General features: G+C 62.7%; 28 protein-coding genes. 2 read left to right on the plus strand and 26 right to left on the minus strand.

Translation table 11 applies throughout. The features are described from left to right. The first annotated feature begins 93 nt into the window (after positions 1 to 93). Entirely contained in the window at positions 94 to 528 is a 435-nt protein-coding gene (locus tag BMW74_RS24905) for a hypothetical protein (protein ID WP_139208421.1), read from the plus strand. A gap of 22 nt (positions 529 to 550) precedes the next feature. Here BMW74_RS24905 and BMW74_RS16730 read toward each other — a convergent pair whose 3' ends face one another. From BMW74_RS16730 to BMW74_RS16850, 25 genes are all read right to left on the minus strand, one after another. Next, positions 551 to 1,066, minus strand: a complete 516-nt coding sequence (locus BMW74_RS16730) for a lysis system spanin subunit (protein ID WP_093423597.1) — start codon at positions 1,064 to 1,066, stop codon at positions 551 to 553. Then, complete coding sequence (locus BMW74_RS16735) at positions 1,063 to 1,494, minus strand: lysozyme (RefSeq protein WP_093423603.1); 432 nt, start codon at positions 1,492 to 1,494, stop codon at positions 1,063 to 1,065. Before BMW74_RS16735 ends, BMW74_RS16730 begins: the two co-directional genes overlap by 4 nt. Positions 1,495 to 1,569: 75 nt before the next feature. Continuing rightward, positions 1,570 to 2,613 (minus strand): phage late control D family protein, encoded by a 1,044-nt coding sequence (locus BMW74_RS16740; protein WP_093423608.1) that lies wholly within the window; start codon positions 2,611 to 2,613, stop codon positions 1,570 to 1,572. Positions 2,614 to 2,694: 81 nt separating this feature from the next. After that, positions 2,695 to 2,901 (minus strand): tail protein X, encoded by a 207-nt coding sequence (locus tag BMW74_RS16745; RefSeq protein WP_093423612.1) that lies wholly within the window; start codon positions 2,899 to 2,901, stop codon positions 2,695 to 2,697. Next, complete coding sequence (locus tag BMW74_RS16750) at positions 2,876 to 3,721, minus strand: phage tail protein (protein ID WP_093423616.1); 846 nt, start codon at positions 3,719 to 3,721, stop codon at positions 2,876 to 2,878. The genes BMW74_RS16745 and BMW74_RS16750 overlap by 26 nt, the downstream gene beginning before the upstream one ends. 9 nt (positions 3,722 to 3,730) lie before the next feature. Continuing rightward, complete coding sequence (locus BMW74_RS16755) at positions 3,731 to 6,256, minus strand: phage tail tape measure protein (protein WP_093423622.1); 2,526 nt, start codon at positions 6,254 to 6,256, stop codon at positions 3,731 to 3,733. A gap of 140 nt (positions 6,257 to 6,396) precedes the next feature. Beyond that, a complete protein-coding gene (locus BMW74_RS16760) occupies positions 6,397 to 6,699 on the minus strand; it encodes a phage tail assembly protein (protein ID WP_093423627.1) in 303 nt (100 codons plus the stop codon). Between the two features lie 12 nt (positions 6,700 to 6,711). Continuing rightward, positions 6,712 to 7,215 (minus strand): phage major tail tube protein, encoded by a 504-nt coding sequence (locus tag BMW74_RS16765; RefSeq protein ID WP_093423631.1) that lies wholly within the window; start codon positions 7,213 to 7,215, stop codon positions 6,712 to 6,714. A 12-nt stretch (positions 7,216 to 7,227) separates the two neighbouring features. Continuing rightward, complete coding sequence (locus BMW74_RS16770; protein ID WP_093423636.1) at positions 7,228 to 8,403, minus strand: phage tail sheath subtilisin-like domain-containing protein; 1,176 nt, start codon at positions 8,401 to 8,403, stop codon at positions 7,228 to 7,230. Between the two features lie 100 nt (positions 8,404 to 8,503). Then, complete coding sequence (locus tag BMW74_RS16775; RefSeq protein WP_093423641.1) at positions 8,504 to 8,923, minus strand: tail fiber assembly protein; 420 nt, start codon at positions 8,921 to 8,923, stop codon at positions 8,504 to 8,506. 9 nt (positions 8,924 to 8,932) lie between these two features. Next, on the minus strand, positions 8,933 to 10,774 hold the full coding sequence (locus BMW74_RS25500) for a phage tail-collar fiber domain-containing protein (protein ID WP_256562585.1): 1,842 nt from the start codon (positions 10,772 to 10,774) through the stop codon (positions 8,933 to 8,935). Next, positions 10,771 to 11,376, minus strand: coding sequence for a phage tail protein I (locus BMW74_RS16785; protein ID WP_093423646.1), 606 nt, complete (start codon positions 11,374 to 11,376; stop codon positions 10,771 to 10,773). Before BMW74_RS16785 ends, BMW74_RS25500 begins: the two co-directional genes overlap by 4 nt. 1 nt (position 11,377) lies before the next feature. After that, positions 11,378 to 12,259: a baseplate assembly protein gene (locus BMW74_RS16790; RefSeq protein ID WP_093423651.1), complete on the minus strand. Its 882-nt coding sequence runs from the start codon at positions 12,257 to 12,259 to the stop codon at positions 11,378 to 11,380. Next, complete coding sequence (locus BMW74_RS16795; RefSeq protein WP_093423656.1) at positions 12,256 to 12,582, minus strand: GPW/gp25 family protein; 327 nt, start codon at positions 12,580 to 12,582, stop codon at positions 12,256 to 12,258. The genes BMW74_RS16790 and BMW74_RS16795 overlap by 4 nt, the downstream gene beginning before the upstream one ends. A 7-nt stretch (positions 12,583 to 12,589) precedes the next feature. After that, positions 12,590 to 12,802, minus strand: a complete 213-nt coding sequence (locus BMW74_RS16800; protein WP_093423661.1) for a hypothetical protein — start codon at positions 12,800 to 12,802, stop codon at positions 12,590 to 12,592. Positions 12,803 to 12,858: 56 nt separating this feature from the next. After that, positions 12,859 to 13,416, minus strand: coding sequence for a phage baseplate assembly protein V (locus BMW74_RS16805; RefSeq protein ID WP_093423666.1), 558 nt, complete (start codon positions 13,414 to 13,416; stop codon positions 12,859 to 12,861). Next, positions 13,413 to 13,949 carry a hypothetical protein gene (locus BMW74_RS16810; RefSeq protein WP_093423670.1) on the minus strand — a complete coding sequence of 179 codons (537 nt, stop codon included), beginning with the start codon at positions 13,947 to 13,949 and terminating at the stop codon, positions 13,413 to 13,415. Before BMW74_RS16810 ends, BMW74_RS16805 begins: the two co-directional genes overlap by 4 nt. Beyond that, positions 13,942 to 14,598: a hypothetical protein gene (locus tag BMW74_RS16815; protein ID WP_093423674.1), complete on the minus strand. Its 657-nt coding sequence runs from the start codon at positions 14,596 to 14,598 to the stop codon at positions 13,942 to 13,944. Before BMW74_RS16815 ends, BMW74_RS16810 begins: the two co-directional genes overlap by 8 nt. Continuing rightward, positions 14,595 to 14,915: a head-tail joining protein gene (locus BMW74_RS16820; protein WP_093423678.1), complete on the minus strand. Its 321-nt coding sequence runs from the start codon at positions 14,913 to 14,915 to the stop codon at positions 14,595 to 14,597. The genes BMW74_RS16815 and BMW74_RS16820 overlap by 4 nt, the downstream gene beginning before the upstream one ends. A 2-nt stretch (positions 14,916 to 14,917) precedes the next feature. Continuing rightward, positions 14,918 to 15,913 carry a major capsid protein gene (locus tag BMW74_RS16825; RefSeq protein ID WP_093423682.1) on the minus strand — a complete coding sequence of 332 codons (996 nt, stop codon included), beginning with the start codon at positions 15,911 to 15,913 and terminating at the stop codon, positions 14,918 to 14,920. A 66-nt stretch (positions 15,914 to 15,979) separates the two neighbouring features. Beyond that, positions 15,980 to 16,324: a head decoration protein gene (locus BMW74_RS16830; RefSeq protein ID WP_093423687.1), complete on the minus strand. Its 345-nt coding sequence runs from the start codon at positions 16,322 to 16,324 to the stop codon at positions 15,980 to 15,982. Then, positions 16,321 to 17,460, minus strand: a complete 1,140-nt coding sequence (locus BMW74_RS16835; RefSeq protein WP_093423692.1) for a head maturation protease, ClpP-related — start codon at positions 17,458 to 17,460, stop codon at positions 16,321 to 16,323. The genes BMW74_RS16830 and BMW74_RS16835 overlap by 4 nt, the downstream gene beginning before the upstream one ends. Further along, positions 17,457 to 18,941 carry a phage portal protein gene (locus BMW74_RS16840; protein ID WP_093423697.1) on the minus strand — a complete coding sequence of 495 codons (1,485 nt, stop codon included), beginning with the start codon at positions 18,939 to 18,941 and terminating at the stop codon, positions 17,457 to 17,459. Before BMW74_RS16840 ends, BMW74_RS16835 begins: the two co-directional genes overlap by 4 nt. Continuing rightward, complete coding sequence (locus BMW74_RS16845; protein ID WP_093423701.1) at positions 18,941 to 19,147, minus strand: phage head-tail joining protein; 207 nt, start codon at positions 19,145 to 19,147, stop codon at positions 18,941 to 18,943. The genes BMW74_RS16840 and BMW74_RS16845 overlap by 1 nt, the downstream gene beginning before the upstream one ends. Before the next feature lie 46 nt (positions 19,148 to 19,193). Then, positions 19,194 to 19,445 (minus strand): hypothetical protein, encoded by a 252-nt coding sequence (locus BMW74_RS16850; RefSeq protein ID WP_093423705.1) that lies wholly within the window; start codon positions 19,443 to 19,445, stop codon positions 19,194 to 19,196. On the opposite strand from BMW74_RS16850, the gene BMW74_RS16855 reads away from it, so the two are divergent. Next, positions 19,444 to 19,881 (plus strand): hypothetical protein, encoded by a 438-nt coding sequence (locus tag BMW74_RS16855; RefSeq protein ID WP_093423709.1) that lies wholly within the window; start codon positions 19,444 to 19,446, stop codon positions 19,879 to 19,881. The genes BMW74_RS16850 and BMW74_RS16855 overlap by 2 nt on opposite strands. A 4-nt stretch (positions 19,882 to 19,885) precedes the next feature. Here BMW74_RS16855 and BMW74_RS16860 read toward each other — a convergent pair whose 3' ends face one another. Then, complete coding sequence (locus BMW74_RS16860) at positions 19,886 to 21,898, minus strand: phage terminase large subunit family protein (protein WP_093423712.1); 2,013 nt, start codon at positions 21,896 to 21,898, stop codon at positions 19,886 to 19,888. Between the last annotated feature and the right edge of the window lie 4 nt (positions 21,899 to 21,902).

A 21,902-nucleotide genomic window follows, 5' to 3' on the forward strand; every position in this document is an offset into this window, starting at 1 on the left:
ACTTGCAGGGACGTTCTGCGGGGACGGCGGCCGAGTTGGATGTTGACGCATTCAACCTGGCCGCTTCTTTTTCTGACTAAGGAAGTTGCCTTCATGATTAAAAAACTGCTGGTTCTACTGACCATATCGCAACTGGTCGCATGCACTAATCAACCATCCAGCGCTTACGAAAGTGGTTGGACGAGCAATACCAACGAAGACGCATATGCGACTTGCGGCAGCTATCGCGTCACGAAAGGTTTTCAAAATCCAGATGTGATGAATCAGCTAGTTTCAACGCATCAGCTTACAAATGAACAAGGACAACGAGTGGAACAACATCGGGTGCAAATAGGTGACCCTGAATGCCTAGCCTATGCGGCTTACGGCATGGATAGATACAAAACTGTTATTCGTAAAAACAACGCGGGTGAAACGACAACAAAGTCTGTCACCTACCTGTGCAATAAAAGTGACGTGCCCTGCCCAGGTCTCACCGTGACATTCTCCGATGGCAAAGTCACAAGTACCGAGATCACAAACAACTAACGCGTTGAGAAGCTGATTCCGTTCACTTAGGCATAGACACTGCTCTAAGGTAATTCTGACAAGCCCGCAAGGCGATCAGTCCTTGATCGCCCTCTCCGGTGATTCCGATAATTCGTTGAGCATGCGCTGGGTCAAGTTGGGCTCTCTGGCTTCCATGAACCACGCTGCGGGTGGTGGCGGTGGTTGGCAGTGCACAGCCACGGGCTGTATCCGTGGCGTCGAGGAGGACTGACAGCCGCAGATCAGCAGTGGCAAGGCGATCACGCAGGCGAGTTTGGTCTTTTTGAGCATGGGTTAACTTCTCGTAGTGGGCTTGGTCGCTGGCTGACAGACGTTGTTCGAGTGCTTGGCGCTTTTCCTGGTCGACCCGTACCTGAGCTGCAGCGACATTGCTTATGGCTGCCAAATCGTCCTGATGTAGGCCGGCTTGAGCGGCGAGTTGTTTGCCGTAGCGCCAGTCCTGGACCTTCCAGGTGGCGCCGGATGCCAGCAGGATCAGCAGCAAGATGGCGGCGACCTTCGCGTGCAGCCCGGTCATGGCGCCTCCAGGAACATCTGCTGTTCCGCCGCCCGGCGTTTGTTCAGCCCTGCAAGCACCTGACCACCAGCCTTGTTCCAGCGCGGGAACTGGGCAGCGGCGCCGGTGTAGTCGCCCGCGTTGAGCAGCCTCAGCAGCGTCGACGATCCCAGGTTGGCCGCGCCCAGGTTGTAGGTGAAGCTGATCAGGGCGTCCCACTGGTTCTGGTTGAGCAGGACGTTGACCAGTCTGTCGAGCTCCGGCTCGAAGCGAGCGATGTCGTTGGAAAACATCCGCTCGGCCTGCGCATTGGTGATGGTCATGTTCGGGCCAATGCCACGGGTGGTGCCGTAGCCGATGGTCCAGACGCCGACCGAGTCTTGGTAGGACTTCAACCGGAGTCCCTCGAAGGACTTGATCAGGCTCACGCCCTTTTGCGATGCGCGCATTGCGTTTCTCCAGGCAAAAAAATACCGCTCGAAGGCGGCGCGGGGTTTAGGTCGAGACGATGCTGAGCACCGCCTTTAAAGCTCCAGGACTTTGACCTCCTTGGACTTCTTCGGCTTCTTGCCGGCGGCCTTGGACTTGCCCTGTTTGCCGGCGTTGCACTCGACTGACGTGCTCCAGCCCGACTGGGTAAATACCTGCTCTACGGAATCCACCAGGTAGTCGCCATCGAGACCGGGCTTGAAGTCTTGGGCGATGATCTGCCGCTCGGCGAACAGGTCGGTGCGGCCGACCATATCCAGCCGCACCTCAGCCGTGGAACGGTTGAACGCCGCCAATCGGGCCTTGGCGGCTTGTTCGGCGGCGGATTTGTTGGGGTGGATGTGGCGGTCGGTGTGAACCGGGGGCAGTCCGGCCGGGGCGTCTTCGTTGTCCAGGGTCAGGTTGACCAGCTCGCCGGTTTTCTTGTCCTGGTATTTGGTTTTTACCGCCTTCTGGGTGGAGCGGTCGGTGAAGCGGAATTGCCAGCGGCTGACGTCGCTGCGGCGGATGGTGATCGCCGGCAGGCTTTTGCCGCTGGCGGTCTGGCCGCTTTGGCGAGGCAGGACCAGCAGCTTGCCGTCGCCGACCTTGGCAGTGCAGTCGTGGGCCTTGGCCAGCCGGGTGATGAAGTTGAAGTCAGACTCATTCAACTGATCGGCGCGAGGGACGGCTGTTGCGACGGGGCATTCTGGTTTCCAGCCGTTGCGGGCGGCGATGTCACTGACGATCCGCGAGAGCGGGACGTTTTCCCAACTGCCGCTGCGGGTGGTTTTGCCGCTGCCACGCATGTCGCTGGCCTTGCCACGGATGACCAGGGTGTCGGGCGGGCCGGAAACTTCGACGTCGTCGACGGTGTAGCGGCCCATGCGTGCCAAGGCCTGGCCGGCGTAACCGAGGTAGATCTCGATCCCGGCGCCGCGCTTGGGTAAGGCGACCGCACCATCGCGGTCATCGATCCGCAGTTCGAATTCGTCCGACTCCATGCCAGGTTTGTCCAGGGTGCGCAGCAACAGGAGGCGGTCGTTGATCAGGGCGGTGATGTCGGCGCCGTCGGCGGCGATCCGGAAGGTGGGTTTCAAAAGTGAACCTCCATAAACGTCAAAGCCCTGCTCGATGGCAGGGCTTTCAGTTGTATTTCTGACTTGAAAGGGTCGTTGCGCTCAATCCCACAACTGCACCTGCTCCACCATCGGCTCCGCGATATCCGGGAAGGTGATCAACAACCCCGCCCGCAACGGCTGCGGCTCATCTGCCAGCAGCCGGTTGGCGGCCAGCACTGCCTCGACCGTGCCATTGAGGTGGCCGTAATGCTGGTAACACAGGGTGTCGAGCAGGTCGCCGTCAGACGTTCTGCAGATCGTCGCCATAGCGGGTGAACTCCAGGCTGAAGGTTTGTTTGCGTGGGATGCCGCCGGCGAGTAAGGCGCCCTGCTCTTCTTCCAGGCTGCGCAGGCACCAGGTGCCGAGGACGAAGCCGTAGCCGGTGGTGAGGTTCAGGGGCAGCAGTTGGGCGCCGATGCGGCGCAGGGTGTCGAGTTGTTTCAGTCCGCCTTTGAAGCTTGGGAAGATCGCGCCTTTGAGGCTGAGTTTTTCGTCCCCCAGGCCCACGGCTTGTTGCGCTGGACGCCGGCTGAGGCGTTCTTGCGAGGCCCACCGAAACTCGGTCTGGCGGCGCAGTTCGTCGAAGGCGGCGGTGTCCAGGTTGAAGTAGAACGGTTGGGCATTGGGTTGCAGTGGTTGCAGGATCAGCAGGTGCGGGAACGGTTTGACCGCTTCGGCCAAGGGCGTGGCGTTCGGCGCCAGGGCGCTGGTGGGCAGGATGTTGGCCAGGCTGGGGCTGACTTTACCGGCGATTTGGTTGATGGCGGTGCTGGCTCGGGCGGCCTGGTCCTTGAGGGTGCCCAGGCGTTCGTCGATGCCGGATATGGCCCGGGTGGCCTGGCTGTAGACGGCGAGGACGCTGCCGACCTTGGACTGCGCGGCGCCGATGCCACGCATGACCCGCTGTAGTTTTTCGCCGACGCCCGCTGGTACGCCGGGCAGACTGGACAGCTCGTCGGCAGCGCCGGTGATTTCGCCGATGGCGCCGTTCACCGGGCCGAGCATGCCGTCGATGCTGTGGCGGCCCGCCTCCCCGGCCTGGACCAGGGAGGTGAAGCCCGATTGCAGTTGTTCCATGTAGGCCATGGCACCTCCTTAAACGTGTGGGGCATCGAACAGGTTGCGCCGTGCTTGCTCGCGGCTGAAGTCTTCGAACAACTGACGCATGTACGGCATCATCGATTGGGCCAGTTGCCGAGGGTCCTTGACGTCACCTTGCACCGTGACGGGCATGGTGGGGGCGAAGGTCCATTGTTGGTCGACCTGTGTTGATGCTGGTTTTGTTGCGGGTGCAGCGGCGAGCAGTGCGGGGACCGGGACGCTCGTGGGTGCAACAGCCAACGAACGCGAGACATCGCCCATGGCCGGGGCATTGGCAACGGGTGCCTTGAGCATCAAGGGACCCGTTGCCAATGCTGGCGCCATTTGCCCCAGACGTGGCATTGGTACTGCACCCGGTGGTGGCAAGCGTAAAGGCGAAGGCTGTGCCGGCAACATCAAACGCTCGGGTGGTGTATCCGTCCCGCCGAACGCTGCCTTGCCCACTGCCCCGCCCAGTTCGCCACCGCCCCAACTGCCGAGGTAGCCGCCGATCAGGCCACCGACCACGGTGCCAATCACCGGCACCACCGAACCAATCGCAGCCCCTGCAGCTGCACCCGCCAGCGTACCGGCCAAGGTGCCCGCCGCATTGCCGTAGCCCTCGGCCTTTTCGTCGCGGGTCTCGGCGTTCTGGTAGGTGTCGGCGGCGATCATCATGGCTTCAATCGCGGCAAACGGGGCGGCACCTTTTACGAAGCCTGCTCCTTTCCCCATCATGGCCTTGGGGGCAAAACGACTGGCTGCCGCACCGACTGGCGATGCCGTTGCAGGACTGGTAATCGATCCGCGACCACCCTTCCCTCGCTTACCCTTGCCACGACCACGCTTGCCCTCCCGGCCTTCGATACCAGCACCACCGCCAGTGGAGGGGTTGGTAACAAATACCTTCTGGGCAATGTTGGGGTTGCCCATCAGCGTGCCACGGCCGACGTTGAGCAAGCCCTTGCCGATCTTGATCGCGTTGACTGCTGCCCCCAACGCAACCATCCCGGTGGCCAACATTGCAGCCCCGGCCACCACGGGTTTGTACTTGTCGCTCAAGTTGGCCAGCGCATACCCGACCTTGCCGAGACCATCAGCGGCCATATCGGTCAGTGGCCGGATGGCGTCGCCGAGGCTGATCATGGAGGCTTCCATGCTACTGGTCGCCGCCGACCATTTACGGTTGGACGTCTCCCGCGCCTTGGCCGCGTCCGCCTCGATCTTGGCCTTGCCATCGGTGTCCTTGATGGTCGCCATGTCGGCCTTGATCTTGTCGCCGTATTTGATCTGCGCGAGCAAACCAGCACTGGCACTTTGGTCGCTGACGATGTTGGCCAGGCCTGCCGCTTCGGTGAGGGCGACCATGGCCTGTTCTTCTTCGGCACTGCCATCGGCCGAGGCGCGGATCCTAGCCTTGAGGGCTTCGATCTTTTTCGCTTTGGCCGGGTCCTGGCGCTTGATCATCTCCTCGCTGAGCAGGATGAACGCCTCGACCGGGTTGGCTGCCTTGCCGCTTTTGGTGGCGGCGAGGATCGAGCCGGCCAGGTCGTAGCCTTCCTTGGCGAAGCGTTCCTGGCTGGTGCTGCTGATGACAGCGTTGAGCAGGTTGTTCATGTTGGTGGCCGCAGCCGCCGAGTCCTGGGTTTGCGAGAACTGCGACTGCAGGCTTGCGCCAAGGAAGCGCACGGCCTCAGGGCCTTCCATGCCCAGGCGTTTGATGTTGCCGAGCATGCTCGGCAGGTACTTGGCCATGTCCTTGGGACCGAAGGCGCCGATGTCACCGGCGGCCGCCACCTGGCCGAGCATGGCGCCCATGTCGGCTTGTTTGACCCCGGCCTCCTTGAAGGAGTTGATCAGGGTGGCGATGGTTTCGGGCTCCATGCCCTGGCCATCGATCAGGTCGGCGATCTGCCCGGCGTAGTCGGTGGCTTCCTGCCACTCGACGCCCTTCTCGATCAGCGCCCCCACCGACTTCGCCAGCAGTTGCTGACTCATGCCCTTGTCGGCCGCGACCTTGCTGATGCTGGCCGCCAGCTCGGCTTCGTCGCCGGTACCGGCGGTGTGTGCCCACAACGACATTTGGCGGATCTGCGCCTGGTAGTCGCCGGAGATCTTGGTCGGGATCGCCAGCGAGGCGGTCAGTGCGGCGGCCTGGCCCAGGGAGCTTTTCATACCCTCCTTGCCCTGCTGGATCTGAGTGTGGCCCAGGGCCTTGAGTTCGGCACCCCGCGCTACCTGGCCGAGGGCCTGGTATTCCTTGCGCAGTTTGCCGACTTCGATGCCCTGCTCCTTGAGGGTCTTGAGATTGGACTCCAGTTGTTTGAGCAGGCCACCGGCCGAGGCGGCGCCGGTGTCGTGGGCCTTTTTCCATTCGTCACGCAGGCGCATGGTGTCGCCGATGGTGCTCTGCAGGATGCGGGCCTTGGTGCCTTGCTCCCCGAGTTTTTTGATACGGCCTTCAACATCCTTAAAGGCGGCGCCGACGCTGGAGCTGACAGCGCCGCCGATGACTAGGCCGAGTGCCAGGTTGTTCGCCATGGGGTGTCTCCGGGCAGGGTTCTGGGGCTCAGTCCGTGAGCCACCAGATCATGGAGGAAAAAGGCATGGTCTCGATTTCGCTGGCGGCAAAGTGGAAGCGCAGTACCAGGTGTTTCGCGACTTGCTTTTGCAGCTCGGGGCTAAACCCCGTCGTCCTGGACCAGGCGAAAATAGGCGGCCTGTAGCCGCTGGTAGTCCGTCAGCTTAAGCCCCTCCAGGTCCTTGAGGCCGGACTCGGACAGCGAGGCGAACAGGTTCATCTCGCGTTGTTCTTCGTCACCGCCGCCCATGGCGTTGGCGGCGCGCACGTCGCGCACCGTGGGGGCACGCAGGGTCAGGCGGTCGACCTGGACGCCGTTGATCTCGTAGGGCTTGGACAGCACGACCAGTGCGCTGTCGGGGCTGACGATCAGCCAGGTGGGAAGCTTTTTAAGATTGCTCATGCGCAGATTTCCTTACAGACCCAAGTCGCGACGGACGCTGGCCAGTTGATCAACACCGTTGATGACCCGGACGCAGGCGACCGGATCGATTTCGTACATCAGGCGGCCGCCGACTTCGAGCTTGTAGTAGCTGCAGGCGACGGCGTACTTGAACTCGCCAGCATCCCCCGCCTTCCAGTCGCCCGGATCAATTTCTTTGAGCAGGCCACGAATGGTGGCAACCACCGACACTGTCGCGCCCTTCTGGCCCTTGTAGGAGCCACGGAACACAGCGTTGAACGCGGTCTGATCGGCCAGGCCATAGAACTTCATGGCTTCAGGGCGCACGCCCCGGCCGGCAAAGCTGGCCTCCATTTTTTCCATGCCCTGGTCCATCTCAATCGGGGCATCCATGCCACCTGCGCGATGTTCTTCGGTTTTCAGGGCCAGCTTGGGCAAGGTCACGCTGGTGATATCGCCGGCAAAATTGATGCCGTCGATGAAGGCGTTCATGTTGTAGAGCGTTTGCGGAACCATTGGGCGGTCTCCTTAGACGTTGGTAGCGAGCACTTCGGTGAGCCACTGGTTGGTGACTTCGACGAGGAAGTTGGGGTTTTCGGCCGGGGGTACGTCGGTGAAGCGGATGTTCCAGTACACCTTGCCCTGCTCCAGTTGGCTGGCGGTGTTGAGCTCCGGGTCGGCGAACACTTCGAAGTTGATGATTGCGCCCTGGTTTTTCAGGTCGCGCATGAACGCTTGCAGGCCGTTGGTAACGTCGCTGACGTAGGTCTTGGTGATCGAGCGGTCAACTGCCCATTTGTGCCCATAGAGGATGGCGTCCATGACGATGTCCATGGTGCGCACGCGGGTGACGAAGGCCCACTTCGGGTCGCTGGAGCAGGTGCGGTTACCCCACAGGCGGTAGCCGTCGTCGCGGATGATGGTGGTGATCTTGGCGTTGTTGAGCAGGTTGGCCCGACAGGTTTCATCACCATCGAGAAACTCGACCGGCCGCGAGGTGCCGGTGATACCGACGAATTCCTTGTTCGACGGCGAAGCCCAGAAGCCGTACTCGGCATCGGTCCAGGCGAACAGGCCGGCGGTCCAGGCCGAGGCCGGCGCGTCGATGGTGGCGTCGGTGAGCGTGTCCCAGTACTGCACGCCGGGATCGACCACAAACACACGCTTGCTGCCGAAGTTCTCCACGAACTCGATGGCGGCTTCGTCGGTGGTGTTGGGGCCGTCGACGATGGCCACCGCACGCAGCTTGCCGGCCAGGGCATCCATGGCCGTAGCGACGGCCTGGGTGCTGGAGTGGCCCGGCGCGATGATCAATCGGGGCTGGGCGTTGAAGCGACTCTTGCCATCGAGCAGGGCTAGCAGGCCGGTACGAATGCCATCGGCCAACACCCCGCCGATGATGGCCGAGGTTTGCTGCTCCGGGGTTTCGACCTTGGCCACACCGCAGGCGACGATGACGGCCTTGGCACGGGTAAAGATCGCCTTGGCGGCCTGGGTGATGGCCGCGTCTGCGCCCCAGGCGGCGACGGCTTCGCTTTCGCGGGTGATCAGCCGCAGTTCATTGGGCTTGGCCTCGGCGGCCGGTCCGACGGTGAAGGTGTCGCACAGGCCGATGATCGAGGACGATGGGAGCGCGATGATCCGCGCCCCGGTGTCGACGTTGGTAACGGTGACGCCGTGAAAAAATCCAGTTGCACTGCTCATGGGGGTGTCTCCAGAAACGACAAGACCCCGCAGGCACGAGGTCGGTTGGGATGTGGGGTTACGTGGACGCCATAGAAAACGCCCCGTCAGTGCGGGGCGTTTAGGTGCTTGGCTCGGTCAACCAGGGCGGTGCTACTGGCCGGTGTTCAAACAAAGGGAACGCACCCGACTCCGGCCAATTGCGCAAGGCGCGGCGGAATGCCTGAAGCTCGGCATACTGCGCAACCGTGAGAGTGGTTTCCAGGCCCTCTTCCAACTCATCACGGTGGCGCGTCACCACACCATCGGTTTCAGACAAGTTCCAATCTCGCCAAACCCGTTCGATAGCGGCCAACTCGTCAGCGCTGGGCGGTGGTGGATCAACCAGCACTGGAAAGCCGTCATCACCCCAGGTAATGACTTTGCCCGTTGACTGGCCAGCCAGCAGCTCAGCGTGCCGCTCACGGCTAATTTCAACCACATCGCTGGGCATGGTAGAGATGGCGTCGTAAAAGCCGCGCATGGATTTTGAAGTAAACATAGATCCCCTCTAGTCGCCGATAGCGAGCCAGCCAACCGTGGTTGCGGTTCTTGGAAGTGGGGCGATTGTTCCACCCCATGCTGACACTGAAATTTGAGTTTTCGATAAAGCTCTGGCGCCCGACACATTAGGGTTGGCCGTATCTTCCGTAGTGGAGTAGACACGTAAAGCTGCTGTATCGAATGCAATTGGAAGGGTCACCGTTACTGGGCCAGATGCCAAGGACGAAACTGAACCCCATTGTAAAATCAGTCCGCTCGATAACCTCTGGTATCCCGAAGGAAGCAAACCGCTGCCAAACTGATCTTGCAGGTTACTTAGAGCGCGCTGCACAAAAGCCGCCGTAGCCACAGAAAGATCATTGGCACCGACGGCCGGAGTTGGCGCGGTCGGGTTGCCGCTCAGTACAGGGCTAATGAAGTCGGTCTGTTGAAGCAGCACGTTGGCGCCGTCACAGACCATCAAAGACGACTGACCTTGGGTGATGAGTTGCCCAGCTCCGGCCGCTGTTTTCACCGTCACCGTGAACTTACCGGTGCTGCTGTTGATGAACAGGTAACGGCCAGCGGCACTAGGGACGGTCACGGTTTTGTTGCCAGTCAACACGCCCGTCAGGTTGATCGTCGAAGCACCGGCTTGCGCGGCGGTCAAGCTAACGTTACCGGTGCCGGCGATGCTGACGTTGATCGCGCCATTGATTGCGTTCTGCACGTAGGCAGTGGTGGCAATCGAGGTGTCACTGTCGCCTGCGGCCGGGGTCGGCGCCTTTGGGTCGCCGGTGAGCGTTGGGCTGGCCAGCGTCGCCTTCAACGCCAGGGCGTTGGTCACGGTGGTGGCAAAATTGGGGTCGTCACCCAGAGCGGCAGCCAGTTCGCTCAGCGTATCCAACGCTGCCGGTGACGACGCTACCAAGGCAGCAATGGCAGCCTGGACGAACGCGGTGTTGGCAATCGAGGTGTCATTGTCACCCACCGCAGCCGTGGGGGCAGTTGGATTGCCGGTGAAGGCCGGCGAGTTGATCGTCGCAAAGCCCTGAGTGATGTTCTGGAACGTCAGTGCCGTGGTACCGAGGACAATCGCCCCATCGGTGATCAGTTGCCAGCGGGTGTCTGCTTGAGTGGTGCCTTGCTCGACTGATACCAACAAGGCCGGCGTGACCTTGGCACTGGTGTCGGCATCAGTTGCCCGCGCCCAGGCACCGGCTGCGGCAACGTACAGGCCGTTGTCCTTGGCAGCGGCCTGGTTTTTCACCAGCACCCGGTCACCCGCGACCAGGACGATGGTGTCGAGGGTCAACAGGCCGCTCAGCACGATATTGGCGGTGGTGGCCACGCGCACCGATTGCTTGCTGTCGAGCTTGTAGATCTCCTCCAGCACCTTGGCGTCGACGTAGGACCGGGTGGCGAGCACCACGCTAGGATCGATCTTGAGTTCGACGTTGGCCGTGCTGCTGACGATCAGGTTCATGCGCACCACTTGGGTACGCCCCGAGCCCTGGCTCAGCAAGGGCTTGAAGCTGGGTGCGCAATTGGCGATGGCCACCAGGTCGCCGGCCGCGTCGTACAGACCGATCTCACGGATCCACCAGCCGCCGACGTTTTCCGGGATCACCTGCTCGGCAATGATGATGCTCGGGTTGTTGGGGTCGGTCTTGAGTTGGTTCAGCGGTGCACGTCGACGCTCGTTGATCAGGGTTTTCTGCAGGCGGTCGGGCATCGGGTCGGTGCCGTTGGCATCGCCGACGCCCATTTGGGCGAAGGTCCAGGGCACGCCGAGGGCATCGGCATTGGCCTGTTTGGCTTCGCCCACGGCGGTGAGGATGGCAAAGAACTGGCTGTTCTGATCGATCATGAGTAGATGTCCATCGTATCAATGTGGTGTTCGCGCCCACCCTGTAACAGGTAGCCGCTGACGTTGATGTCGCGCTGCACCGGCGGGTAGATGTCGATTTCGTCGCCTTCGTAAACGCAGGCTCCCAGGTAAAAGTGGCCATTGGTTTCCAGGCTGATGGCCAGGCCGGTCATGTGCCGGCTGACCGGTTTGGCGTCGTCGATCAGCCGCTCCAGTTCCTGGTACATGGCTTCAGTGATGCCTTCGTCCAGCACGCCGACCTTCAGCGCGAAGGTGCCTGGCACGCCCATGGGCGTGGTCTGCCACCACTCCAACACTTCGATCAGGTAGCCCAGCGGCTCGACCACCCGGCGCAGGGCGCCGATGGTGCCTTTGCGCAGATGGATGTAGAACGCCGAGCGAATCGCCGAGCGCTTGACCGCCTCGGGCCATTGGCTGTCCCAGCGGTCCACCGACCAAGTCCAGGCCAGCCATGGCAGCAGCGCCACCGGGCAGGTGTCGGGGTTGTACAGGGTGCGTAGCGGGATCTCGGTGTCTTCGTCGATGGCGGCCTCAATGGCACGCTCAAGCTCGGTGCTGTTGAGCGGTAGCAAGCTGCGCATCTCAAGCCCCCTGGATCACGGTGAAGCCGGTGCAATAGGCTGATTGGTATTTGCTCGGCACGATATCGACCCAGCCCGGCAGGTCGACGCGACGTACCCCGGCGAGGTGCACTTGCGCGTCTATCGCAGAGCGGGCGACCTCGATGCCGAGGCGGCGCCGGGGGTTGATCCAGGCGGCCAGCCGGCGATTGGCCTCGGCCAGGATGGCTTCGTTTTCCGAACCCACGCCTTCCATGTGCAGTACGGCGTCGATGCGGTACTCCAGCACCTCGGTGCTTTGCACGGTGAGCCGATCGGCGACCGGGCGCACGTCGTCATCGCTGAGGTAGTTCATGACGGTATCCAGCAGGGCTTGGTCGGCCTGGCCATTGCCGTGCAGGTCCTGGACGGTGACCACCACTTCGGCCGGCTTGGGGCTTTCGGCGGTGGCGTCACCGACCAACGCCGAGGCACTGCGCGCGTGCAGGATGTAGCTGCTACGCGGGCCGGCGGTGGTCAGGCCTTCGTAGGCCCACTGGACGCGCTCGCGCAGGGCGTCGTCGGACTCTTTGACTTCTGCGGTCGGCGGCACGCTCAGGCCATTGGCCGCCTGGATGATGAGGCGCTTGAGTTTGACGTTGGCCGCCAGTTGATCGAGGTCGGAGTCTTCGGCGTAGGCCAGCAGCAAGGCCTTGGCCGCGTCGTTGACCCGGGCGCGGTTTTGCAGGCGGCGATAAGCGCCCAGTTCCAGCAGCTTGACCACCGGGTCGCTCTCCAGCGGCGCGGTCCAGTTGTCGCCCATGTACTGGCGGAACGTGCTCAGTTCCTCTTCGTAGAGCGCTTCAAAGTCCAGCGCCTCCAGCACCTGGGGTGCCGGCAGGGCCGATAGATCGACGGTGCTCATGCGGAGACCTCCAGCAAGCGGGACTCGCCCAGGTAAAGCCCCTTGAGTTCCAGGTCGATGCGCCCGCCGATCACTGCCACCACGCGCACCTGTTCAAGTTCAAGCCGTGGCTCCCAACGGCCCAAGGCGCGGGCGACTTCGGCCTGCACCGCGCTCTTCCAGCCTTCGCTCACCGGCAGGTCAACAAAGCGCCGCAGTTTGCTGCCGTACTCCGGGCGCATGCGCCGGCTGCCCAGGGGCGTGCCGAGGATGTCTTCGATGGACTGCCGCAGGTGGTCGAGGCCCGACAGCGGCAGGCCGGTGCGGCGGTCCATTCCGATCATGGGGGGATTACTCCGGGATGAGTTCTAGGTCGGGGTGTGAGTTGAGATAGGCGAACTGATCATCACCTACGGCCGTTACTTGCCCCTTGAGTACGGGCACGGTGCGGCCATCGGGCAAGACCAGGGTGCGCGAGGTGTAGCGGGTGTCGCGGAATACCCGAGGTGGGCCGATCAACTTGGGCGGTTCGATGGGATCAGCATCAGGTTTCGACTTGCTCATGGGCATGCTCCAGAAACGAGAACGCCCGCACGCAGCGGGCTGTATTCAGAGGTCAATCAGTGTTTGTGGTTCGGGGTGTTGCCACCGGCATCAATGACCTTGCCGGCGCTGTTGATGTCGCCAGTGGTGCTCAGGGTGCCGTCGACGGTGACAGTGCCCACGAGGACGATCTGGCCAGCCGCCACCCGCACCTGCTCCGGTGTGACTTCAAACAACGAGGCACCGACCTTGATGGTGACCGTGCCGGCAGGCAGATCGATGGTGTAGGTGTTGGCCTGCCAGTCGTAGACCAGCGAGCCACCGTCATCGAAGCGCCAGACTTCCACATGGTCGCGGTTGTCTGGTTGGGCACCGGCGTTCCCGTACAGGCCCGGGATGAAGGTGCCCATGCCGGCGACGCCGCTGGGGCTGAGTAACACGCCCTGCTCGCCCAGGCTCGGTGCCCGCCAGTGCCGCGCCTTGCCCGCCGCCTGGCTGTGCCAACGGACCCAGGCGCTGGTCCATTCGCCAGCCTGCACCCGAACCATGCCGCCCGGCAGGTCGACGCCGACCACCCGGCACGGCATGAGCATGGCGGCGATCATGCGGTCGTGCTCGGCAACGGGGTAGCTCATTGCAGTTCCTCGGGTTTGATGTAGTCGGCCTCATGACCCGGCCCGGTGTCATGGTTGAAACCGAACACCAGGGTGCCGGGCGGCTGGTCGGGCCACGGCCATTGCTCGGTACCGAGGTAGACGGTTTGCGTCCACTCGACCAGCCAGACGGTGTAGCCGTCGAGTTCCGGGCGGGTCCAGTCCTGGGTGGCTTGGACGAACTCGGCGGGGTCGACAGCCAGGCCCCAGGATTGGGCGCGTAGCAGTACGGCGAGTTGGCTGGCCAGTTGCATCGCCTGTTGGTGATGCGCACTGCGGATAGGGTCGACGATGATTCGCGCTTCAATCGTGCACTTAAGCGCGGTTTCGCCGGTGCCGATGTCTTGCGCCGGCTCCATTTGTGTCAGCTCGAGGAACACCGAGGGCAATGGGATGCCTTGGTTTTCCTCGATCTGTGGCCAGAACGCTACCGCCTCAACACCTGGCAGATGCGCCTGCAGGTGCTGTTCGATGGCGTCGTAGAGTTGATCCAGGCTAAAGGTTTCATCAGACACGGGCGGTCCCCTTGAGGTATTTCTGGAACTCAAAGTTGAGCTCCTGGGTGAGGATCTCCAGCAGTCGCTCGTCGGCACGTTTGACCCAGCTGTCGAAGTGCGGTCGCACCTGTTCCAGCGAGACCTTGGCCTTGGCCAGCGGGAAGCGGTTGTCGTTTTCCTCGACAAAGCCGGTGCGTCGCCGGCCCTGGTCGGCGTCGGGATAGTCCTCGGGGTTGAAGTGTTTGCTCGATGTGCGGATCCACACATCAGCGCTGCTGCCGTACACCTGTTTGTAGAACGCGCCCTGGTACCGCCGCCCGGCCACCGACACGCCCCGACGATTCTGCCGGGGCCGGCCGATGCGGCTGGCCTCGATGGCGTTGAGACCAAGCCACAACTTGCCGCGCATCGCCCCACCGCTGACCGGGTACGCTCGCAAGCGCTGCCGGACGGCACTGATGGCGATACGTTCCTGCTTGCCGATCTCGCGGGCAATGTGGGTGCGCAGCCAGCCCAGGGTTTTGTTGATCGCCCGACGCTGGGCCGCGGCGCAGGCCTTGGGCACCAACCGGGCAAAGTCCTGCAACGCCTTGAGGTGCACTGCCGAGGGCTGCAGCGTGAGCATGCCGCCGTCGCGCTTGGAGTGGATGTAACTGCCGACGCTCATGGGCGCTTCCTCAGAATCAGTGCAACCAGGCCGTCACCGCTGGGCTCCAGTTGCACCAGGTCGTAGTCCCCGCCACCGTCCAGCACCGGCACGTCGACGCTGACCACCAGGCCCTTGCTCAATCCGCCGGCATCGCTGACGCGGATCTCGAAGCGTGGCTCCCGTGGTGCGTTGGTGGCCTTGCCGAACTTCACCTGTCTCCAAGGTGCGGAGAACATGCCCAGCACCGGCTCGGCGTAGCCCTCAATCCGGGCGCTGTCGCCGAGGGTTTCGAAGACCACGTCGTCGATGTCGTCGATCAGCTCGCGGAAGGCCATGGTTAGAGTTCCAGGAGGATCTGCGACAGTGGCCGCGTGCACAGGTGCAACGGGTTGGACTGGGCCTCACCGGCCATGCCCTTGTTGAACGGCAGCGGCTCGATCTTGCTGTAGTACGGGATGCCCTGGGTGTTGACGGTCTCCATGTAGTCGGCCGGGGCGAAGGTGGAGATGTACAGGTCCGGGACGCCTTCGGCGATCAGCAGCGCCTTATCGTCGTGGATGAAGGACACACCGGCGACCTTGCCGCGATAACGCTCCCAGACGATGCCACCGAACTCGAAGCTTTCACGGGCATCACCGCGCAGGGCGGCGGCCTGCATCGTGTTGAGGTAGGTGTCCTTGACCGATTTGTGGACGACCAGCTTGTTCCAGAAATTCTTACCGCAGAAAGCCCGCGAGCCGGTGCTGGTGATGCTGCCCAGCGCTTCCTCTTGCAGGTCCAGGGCATCGCCGGCCCGCACGCGCAGTTCGGTCGCTGGATCATTCAAGCCCATGGACAGCTTCTTGCGAGAGACACCAAAGGTCTTGTAGATGTCCAGCAGAACGGTCTTGCCGTCAGCGTCCAGCACCTGGCCGTTCAAGGCGCCCATGCGCTGGAATTCGTGGGTGGCATCCAACTGGCGACGGGCCTTGGCCAGACGTTTGTTGACCACGTCCTGCACCGACTGCAATTCGCTACGGGTGCCGAAGGCACGAATGCCCTGGATCTCGTCGGCCTTGATGGTGAAACGTTCTGGCAGGTGCACAGTGTTGAACGGGATCATCTGACGCTTGGTCCCGGACACCACCAGACCGGAGGTGCCACGCTCACCGGCTGGCACCAGGGCCAGGGTGTCGCCGTCCTTCTCGATCTGCACGGTGAGGGTGGTGATGCCCTCTTCACGGAACAGGCCGAGGCTGCTGATGCGGCCCGGCAGATATTCCTGGTCGTTGATTGCGGCAGTCAGCGAGGAGACGCTAAACGCTTCGTCGTCAAAAATGGCGATATCGGCCATGGGGGTACTCTCCAGATACGAAAAATCCCGCACGCGGCGGGATGGATAAAAGGGGGGATGACGGGTTTAGCGCACGATCAGAAAGCGCGTGGCCAGGGCCTTTTCGGCATCGAGGTCGAGGCCGGTCAGATGGGCTTCGCTGATCTCGGCCAGGCGCACCACGGCACGAGCACGGCGGACCACGTCGGACTCGCCCAGCGGGCCAAAGAGGATGGCGGTGGCGGTTTCGCTGCCGTCCTCGGCAGTCGGGCTGTACGGCGCAAACTCGCCGGTAGCGGTGACCAGGCCGAGTACTTGCCCGGGCTCCAGCGCGGGGCCGGCAGCGACGTTGATGGCTTCGCGGGAGATGTTGCCGGCACCCTCGGACAGGAGGAATTCACCGGCGTGCATCGGTTCCATTTTGACGGTCATGGTCTTGCTCCTTTCGAAGGTTGGGACTGCGCAGCTTTGCGCGCGGCGTAGATCCCATTGGGGTCGGGTTGTTTGGCCTGGGTTTGCGCGAGGGGCGCTGGATCGTCGGCTTGGGGCAGGCTGTTGTCGATTTCAAAGCCGCCGGTGCCGCTGACCAGTTTGTCGAAGAGCTTGGCGCGCACCGCAGCCGTGTCGAGTCCGGCCTTGACGAAGCCCTCGGTTAACTGCGGCAAGCGCGCCGCAATGCACAGATCGCGGGTGGCCTTGGCCTGGGTCAAGGCAGCCTGGACCGTGGCCTGGTCGGCGAGCCGGGTCGCGGCGATCAAGGGTTCGATCAGGTTACTGATGCCGGCCTGGGTGCAGGACTGCGTGATCAGCAGCGCCAAGGCCGTTTGGTCGACGACCGGGTCTGGCTCAGGCTCGGGCAGCATTGCGGGTGGTTCGGGTTCCGCCAGTTGATCGAGCAGGGTCTTGGGCGTGTGCTGGTACTTCTGCATCAGCGAGCCCTGACCCAGGCAGGCCTTGATCTGTACGCCCTCGCCCACTTCGTCAGCTAAGCCCAGGGCCACGGCTTCGCTGGCGGTCAGCCAGGTTTCGGCATTGACCAGGCGCCGCAGCTCGACTTCGTCGATGTCCGGCGCCTTGGCCTTGTAGGCTGAGATGATGACTTCCAGGGCCTGGTCGAGGGCAACCGCGACCTTGCGCAGCTCCTCGGCATCGCCGGAGGCGTAGGTCCAAGGGTTGTGGATCATCATCAAGGCGTTGCTCGCAATGACCACTCGCTTGGCGCCACACACCGCGACGCTGGCCGCACTGGCGGCCAACGCATCGATGCGCCCGGTGCAGCGCTCGCCCAGCCGGGCCAGGGCGTTGTGGATGGCCAGGCCGTCGAACAACTCACCGCCGATACTGTTGAAGGCCACGACAATCGGCGACACGCCGTCGTCCAGCGCTGCCAGGTCACGCACGAACTGATTGGCGGTGATGCCCCAGGTGCCAATCTCGCCGTAGACGTAGACCTCGATGGTGCGCTGTTCAGCTTCACCGCTGGCCTTGAGGCTGTACCAGTGTTTGTCCTGGATCGGCAGTTGGCCGGCCAGGGTATTGAAGATGCGTTGGGTGGGGAACGGGGTCATGGTTTCTCCTGGTCGTCGTGTGGCACGTCGACCTCGACGAGGGTGCGGTAGTTGAGGCCCAGGTCTCGGGCACGTTGGGCATCGGCGGCGTTTTCCGCATCGACCGTTTCGGCGTCGTAGCCGGTGCGCAGGCACATCTCGCTGCGCGAGCCGAAGCCGGCGTTGACTTCAAGCATGCGCGCCTGCACGTCCTGGACTGGTTGGATGTAGGCCCAGCCTTGCGGCACCCAGCGCGTGCGTAGGAATTCGCGGCGGCGACTGGCGTAGTCCGGCAGGTCGATCACCCCCGCGAGCACGGCCATGTCCAGCCAGGCAGCCCGCACCGGGCGGCACAGCTGGTGGACGTAGACGTTGAATTGCAGTTGCTCCAGACGGCGGCGGAACTCGTTGAGCACCACCCGCAGCGCCCGGTCGTTGATCCCGCGCATGTCGCCGGTGAGGATCTCGTAGGGTGTGTCGGTACCGGCTGCAGCGGCCATCAGTTGCTGCCGCATGAAGTCTGGATAGTTGTTGCCGGCGTCTGGTGGCTTGGAGAATTCGACTTCCTCCCCTGCCCCCAGCTCCTGCATGGTCCCGGGCTCCAGGGCGACCATGGGGGTGAAGCCGTCGCGGTCGGCGTTCAACGGCATCCCGGTGACCGGATCACGTGGTTGTTGTACAGAGTCCGGCGCCGGGCGCTTGATGAAACCGGCGAACAGGTTGGAAACCTCCTGACGGAACAGCACCGCGTCATCGTAGTTGTCCAGACTGCGCAGGCGCTTGAGCACGGGCGACAGACGCGGCACCCCGCGCAACTGGCCCGGTTCCAACGGTTCGAAGATGTGCAGCACCTGACTGGCCGGCACCCGCACCAGTTGGTTGTAGCCGGCGTTGAGCGACGACGCATCGCGCGGGTGCGAGCGATACATCCAGTACGCCACCCGTTTGCCGGCCGGGGTGAATTCGATCCCGGCACGGATGATGTTGCCGTTTTTCGCCGGTTCGAACTTGTCGTGGGGCACGAACTCCGGCGCCAGGGTTTGCAGTTGCAGCGGTACCGCCAGGCCTTCGTCCAGCCCGCGAGGCCGCAAGCGCACGAAGCACTCGCCCGCTGTTTCGACGGTGCGCGCCACCAGCGCCTGCTGGCCGTAGAAGTCGCACAGGCCATCGGCGTCTGACTCGTCGACCCAGTCTTCCCAGAACTCCTGGAGCAGTCCGCGTAGGGTTTCATCCTTGATTTTCGGACGCGGTGTGATGCCGGTGCCGATCAGGTTGCTGATGCGTTTGTTGATGGCGTTGGAGGCGTAGGGATCGTTGCGCACCGCCGCCCGCGAACGGGCGCGCAGGTTGCGCAAGGCCGGGGTGTTGATGCTGTTGATGCCGTTGTCAGAGGCGTCCCAACTGGCGGATCTGCGACCCTCTCCGGCGCCTTCGTAGCTGGCCTTGATGTTGGACGGCAGCACGAACCCGTTGCGGGTCAACGTCGGAAAGTGTCGAGCCATTAGAGTCCCTTGCCTGCGTGGTAGAGCCGAACCACGCGAGAGCGCGGGCCGGCGGCGTTGGTCAATGAGCTGCGGATCTCTTCGCGAGCCCGCAGCAGTTCGTCGACGGTGCGGTATTCGACGGTACGGTCGCTGTAGCGCACGGTCTTTTCACCGCGTGCGATGGCGCGCTCGATGGCGTCGAGGTGTTTTTGGGTAAAGGACATGGGGGGCTGCTCTGAAAGAGGTGCTGCCGGTGTGATATAAAAACCGTCAGACGAAGTTCTGGTTGCGCGACGAGATCTCTTGCCGAAAGCTGCCACCGGCCAACACATGGGTCAGCGCTTCTGCCAGTTCCTCTGACGGAACATCCGGTAATCGCATGCGCCAGTAAGTGCGGGCACGCACCCAGTCCATTCGTCCTGTTAGCTGATCGGCCACCACCCGACGCAGTTCCTGCTGGAGTTCGGCAGCGGTTTTAACTTTTTTCGCGCGTTGCGCCTTTTCTTCGGAGTTTTCTGACATGGCTGTCTCCAATATTGACCAATTCAATGAGATCACTGGATTGGTTCTAGCTGAGCTGTATGCCAAATTCCCAGTTCCGAAATCACTCGTACCAGAGGATTTCGTCCAACCCGCAACACGTTGGTGTGACTTCATGTGCGCTGACATACCTAACGAGAACGCAGAGTTTTTTATCGCGACTGTTCGTTGGCTGGAGTCTTCCGGTTATCTCACTTTCAAGGACTGCACCCAGTATTACGCGGAAGATGTGGTCCTCACTGCGGCCGGTCTCGAAGTCCTAAAAGCCTCGCCGAGCAGCCTTGATAAAGGTCCCACTTTTGGACAAAGCATCACTGCGGCAGCAAAGGAAGGCGGGAAGGAAACGTTGCGCACAACTGTCTCCGAAATGATCGCATTTGGGACCAGATACATAGGCCCAGTTATCGGGCTTTCTTGACTGGTCATCGCCTCTTCAAGTAACCGCTGCTGGAGCTGCGGCGTTGCGTTGCGGCCTGATGCGGTTGGGCAACAGGTGCGGCAAGTTGTGGTGCTGGTTGTGACTGCCGAGCAACTGTGGGTGCCGGGGTTTCGTCCGGCTCACGTTGCACGGGCTTGCTGGTCTGCGCATCGTCGAACAGCCCGGCCTGGGCCAGCGATTGCCGCACCCGCTCCCAGTCGTGTTCCTGGTAACGGTTGATGCCCAGGTAATGGGCCATGGCCAGGCAGTACACCATCAGGTCGAGGGCTTCGTTGCGCTCGGCCTTGCCTTTGACCCATTCGATGCGCTTATGACCGCGCACGTAGCGGGCAACCTTGCGTTCGGCCACGCATTGGGCGAAGAACTCATCCGGCAGGTCATTGGCAAAGTGCAGCGCGCCCGGCCCGTCAGGGAATGGGTAGCGGTTGTAGATCCAGTCCTTGGCGGTGTCGGTGCCGACGAACCACAGTTCGGCGCCGCCACGTTCGGTCTGGCCTTTCCAGGTCACATCGACCATGGACGGGCGCTGGGCGATCACCGGCTTGCCGGGTTTGCTCGCGCCTTTGATGGCGAAGATGTTGCGCCAGCGACGCACGCGGCAGAACTGGTAGACCTCGTCGGTGTGGTGGCCGCCGGAGTCGACGCCGGTGGCGAGGATCGCCAGCGCGACGCCGCACGGATGCCGGTAGCGGGCCTTGAGTTTTTCATCGAGCACGCCCCAGGTGCGCTCGTCTGCGGGGTCGCCCCAGATGACCTGGTGATCAACGACCCAGCGTTCCATACCGACGCCGAAGCCGGTGACCATCAGTTCCAGGCGGTTGGCCTGGACGTCGACGGCGCCGGTGAGCATGAGTACACCGGCGGGCATGCTGCCGAGGGTGTACAGCTCCAGACGCGCCCGAGCGATCAGCACTTCGGCCTTGGTTTGCTCTTGCGCGCTGTCCCAGACCTTGGCCAGGCGAGTGTTATAGAACACCTGCATCAGGCCCATGTCGCCCTTGACCTGGGCTTTCTTGGCCTCTTCAAATTCCTTGGCCAGGGTGCGCCATTCCAGCCAACCCATCGGCGAGTACAAGGCGTTGAGATGGAAGCCAATGGTCTCGCCATCGCCTTTGCCATGGGCGCGCCACTCGCCACGGGCAAGCATATTGCCCTTGTGGTGCTCCTCGATCAGCACGTCGCAGTCGGTGTTCGCGCACTGGTAGTGGACGATGTTGAAGTCGTCGCTGTAGTGCAGGCGCTCCCATTCCAGGACCTGCATGTGGCAGCAGGTCGGACACGGCACGTAGTAGTGGCGCTGGTCGCTGGAGTCGAACAGGTCGGCGATCCGCGAGGCCCCCTTGATGGTGGGTGAGCTGGAGAAGTAGATCTTGGCGTTGCGGCCGAAGTTGGTCGCTCGGGTTTCCGCCAAGCCGATGGGGTCACCCTCCTGGCCGACGTCGTTTTCCCAGCGGTCAACCTCGTCGCCGTAGATGTAGCGTGCCGACAGTTCCGACAGGTTGGCCGCCGAGCCGGCGGTGGTGACGTACAACGAACCGCCTTCAAACTCCTTGGTGTCCATGGTGTTGCGCGCATCCCGCGAGCGGCTGGTGGCCACTCGTTCGCGTAACGCCGGGGTAGCCTTGATGGTCTTGCTGATGCGCCCCGAAACACGCTTGGCCAAGCCCAGGCTGGGCAGCAGTGCAAGGATGTTGGACGGTGCCATGTGGATCAGGCCGCCCATCCAGTTGAGCGCAATCTGGGTTTTCATCAGCTGCGAGGCGACCATGGTCACGACCCGCCGACACGGGTGAGCCGGTGACAGGCAGCGCATGGGCTCGCGGGCATATGGCGTCCGGGCCGTGTGGTACTGGCCGGGCTCCGGGGCGCCGGTGTCTCGCGGGATGCGCATGTATTCGTCGGCCCATTCGTCGATCCACAGGTCGGGATCGGGTCGCAGCCCACGGAAATACGCCTCGCGGTACACCTTGTCACCGTCAGGGTATTCCGTGTGCATGGGA

It is taken from the genome of Pseudomonas sp. ok272 (genome assembly GCF_900109995.1).
GTDB lineage: Bacteria > Pseudomonadota > Gammaproteobacteria > Pseudomonadales > Pseudomonadaceae > Aquipseudomonas.

Excerpts from the sequence above, each read along its gene's own strand:
- BMW74_RS24905 (WP_139208421.1), top strand. The coding sequence starts at position 94 with ATGATTAAAAAACTGCTGGTTCTACTGACCATATCGCAACTGGTCGCA.
- BMW74_RS16730 (WP_093423597.1), bottom strand. The coding sequence starts at position 1,066 with ATGACCGGGCTGCACGCGAAGGTCGCCGCCATCTTGCTGCTGATCCTG.
- BMW74_RS16735 (WP_093423603.1), bottom strand. The coding sequence starts at position 1,494 with ATGCGCGCATCGCAAAAGGGCGTGAGCCTGATCAAGTCCTTCGAGGGA.
- BMW74_RS16745 (WP_093423612.1), bottom strand. The coding sequence starts at position 2,901 with ATGGCGACGATCTGCAGAACGTCTGACGGCGACCTGCTCGACACCCTG.
- BMW74_RS16750 (WP_093423616.1), bottom strand. The coding sequence starts at position 3,721 with ATGGCCTACATGGAACAACTGCAATCGGGCTTCACCTCCCTGGTCCAG.
- BMW74_RS16755 (WP_093423622.1), bottom strand. The coding sequence starts at position 6,256 with ATGGCGAACAACCTGGCACTCGGCCTAGTCATCGGCGGCGCTGTCAGC.
- BMW74_RS16760 (WP_093423627.1), bottom strand. The coding sequence starts at position 6,699 with ATGAGCAATCTTAAAAAGCTTCCCACCTGGCTGATCGTCAGCCCCGAC.
- BMW74_RS16765 (WP_093423631.1), bottom strand. The coding sequence starts at position 7,215 with ATGGTTCCGCAAACGCTCTACAACATGAACGCCTTCATCGACGGCATC.
- BMW74_RS16770 (WP_093423636.1), bottom strand. The coding sequence starts at position 8,403 with ATGAGCAGTGCAACTGGATTTTTTCACGGCGTCACCGTTACCAACGTC.
- BMW74_RS16775 (WP_093423641.1), bottom strand. The coding sequence starts at position 8,923 with ATGTTTACTTCAAAATCCATGCGCGGCTTTTACGACGCCATCTCTACC.
- BMW74_RS25500 (WP_256562585.1), bottom strand. The coding sequence starts at position 10,774 with ATGATCGATCAGAACAGCCAGTTCTTTGCCATCCTCACCGCCGTGGGC.
- BMW74_RS16785 (WP_093423646.1), bottom strand. The coding sequence starts at position 11,376 with ATGCGCAGCTTGCTACCGCTCAACAGCACCGAGCTTGAGCGTGCCATT.
- BMW74_RS16790 (WP_093423651.1), bottom strand. The coding sequence starts at position 12,259 with ATGAGCACCGTCGATCTATCGGCCCTGCCGGCACCCCAGGTGCTGGAG.
- BMW74_RS16795 (WP_093423656.1), bottom strand. The coding sequence starts at position 12,582 with ATGATCGGAATGGACCGCCGCACCGGCCTGCCGCTGTCGGGCCTCGAC.
- BMW74_RS16800 (WP_093423661.1), bottom strand. The coding sequence starts at position 12,802 with ATGAGCAAGTCGAAACCTGATGCTGATCCCATCGAACCGCCCAAGTTG.
- BMW74_RS16805 (WP_093423666.1), bottom strand. The coding sequence starts at position 13,416 with ATGAGCTACCCCGTTGCCGAGCACGACCGCATGATCGCCGCCATGCTC.
- BMW74_RS16815 (WP_093423674.1), bottom strand. The coding sequence starts at position 14,598 with ATGAGCGTCGGCAGTTACATCCACTCCAAGCGCGACGGCGGCATGCTC.
- BMW74_RS16820 (WP_093423678.1), bottom strand. The coding sequence starts at position 14,915 with ATGGCCTTCCGCGAGCTGATCGACGACATCGACGACGTGGTCTTCGAA.
- BMW74_RS16825 (WP_093423682.1), bottom strand. The coding sequence starts at position 15,913 with ATGGCCGATATCGCCATTTTTGACGACGAAGCGTTTAGCGTCTCCTCG.
- BMW74_RS16830 (WP_093423687.1), bottom strand. The coding sequence starts at position 16,324 with ATGACCGTCAAAATGGAACCGATGCACGCCGGTGAATTCCTCCTGTCC.
- BMW74_RS16835 (WP_093423692.1), bottom strand. The coding sequence starts at position 17,460 with ATGACCCCGTTCCCCACCCAACGCATCTTCAATACCCTGGCCGGCCAA.
- BMW74_RS16840 (WP_093423697.1), bottom strand. The coding sequence starts at position 18,941 with ATGGCTCGACACTTTCCGACGTTGACCCGCAACGGGTTCGTGCTGCCG.
- BMW74_RS16845 (WP_093423701.1), bottom strand. The coding sequence starts at position 19,147 with ATGTCCTTTACCCAAAAACACCTCGACGCCATCGAGCGCGCCATCGCA.
- BMW74_RS16855 (WP_093423709.1), top strand. The coding sequence starts at position 19,444 with ATGGCTGTCTCCAATATTGACCAATTCAATGAGATCACTGGATTGGTT.
- BMW74_RS16850 (WP_093423705.1), bottom strand. The coding sequence starts at position 19,445 with ATGTCAGAAAACTCCGAAGAAAAGGCGCAACGCGCGAAAAAAGTTAAA.
- BMW74_RS16860 (WP_093423712.1), bottom strand. The coding sequence starts at position 21,898 with ATGCACACGGAATACCCTGACGGTGACAAGGTGTACCGCGAGGCGTAT.